The organism is Parabacteroides sp. 52 (assembly GCF_010500925.1).
Classification (GTDB): domain Bacteria; phylum Bacteroidota; class Bacteroidia; order Bacteroidales; family Tannerellaceae; genus QVMG01.
Map to the genome: position 1 here is coordinate 1 of NZ_QVMG01000060.1, position 779 is coordinate 779.

Below are 779 nucleotides of genomic sequence, written 5' to 3' on the forward strand. Positions count from 1 at the left end.
AAGCAGATAAAAGGGGCGGGAAGGCTCCGGATCCTTCTATCCGCAAGGGAAGTGGAGAAAACACTTTTTCGCTCCTTTTCGGGAAAGGAAAGCAAACAAAATGTAAACATCTAATTGACAGCGCGATATGAATAATACGTTAAAAAAGGCCGAAGAAAGAATTTGTTTGAATGAGAAGCAGGAATCAGGCTTTTTTCTGGAGGTCAAACGCCTGCCGTCGGCAACGGAATGGACCGACACCGTGCAAGGCACGGAAGTCATGATTATCCTCGATGGAAGTATATCTATTTCTTTTGATTTTACATTAAATAAAGAACTGCATGCGGACGATATGATTCTTCTGGCACCGGGTACGCACATCAAAGCGGAGAGCCCCAACGGAGGGTCTATCCTCGTTTTGCAGATACGGGAGAATTTTCGCTTGTGCAGTTGTTTTTCATTGAACCAACTCAAGGCGGTCACGGTGGAAGACGAGGGGAAACCGGCATTGTTAACCGTAAAACCGGTGTTGCAGACCTATATACAAGGGTTGCTTCCTCATCTTCAGGGAAGTCTTCTTTGTGGGGAGTATATGAAATTGAAGGCGGAAGAGTTTCTCTTATTGTTACGGGCATATTACACCAAAGAGGAGTTGGCGGCTTTCTTTTACCCCATATTGCATGAGAGCTCGTCCTTTACGGAGTTTATCTTGCAGAACTACCGCAAGGTGAAGAAAGTCAACGAATTTGCCCAACTCTATGCCTGCAGCTTGTCGAATTTCGATAAAAAGTTTAAAAAAG

At 44.5% G+C, this 779-nt stretch carries 1 protein-coding gene; it reads left to right on the forward strand.

Annotated elements, in window-relative coordinates:
- Positions 1-127: 127 nt before the first annotated feature.
- Positions 128-779: hypothetical protein (locus D0T51_RS12205; RefSeq protein WP_163729685.1), on the forward strand; the 652-nt coding region annotated here is incomplete at its 3' end.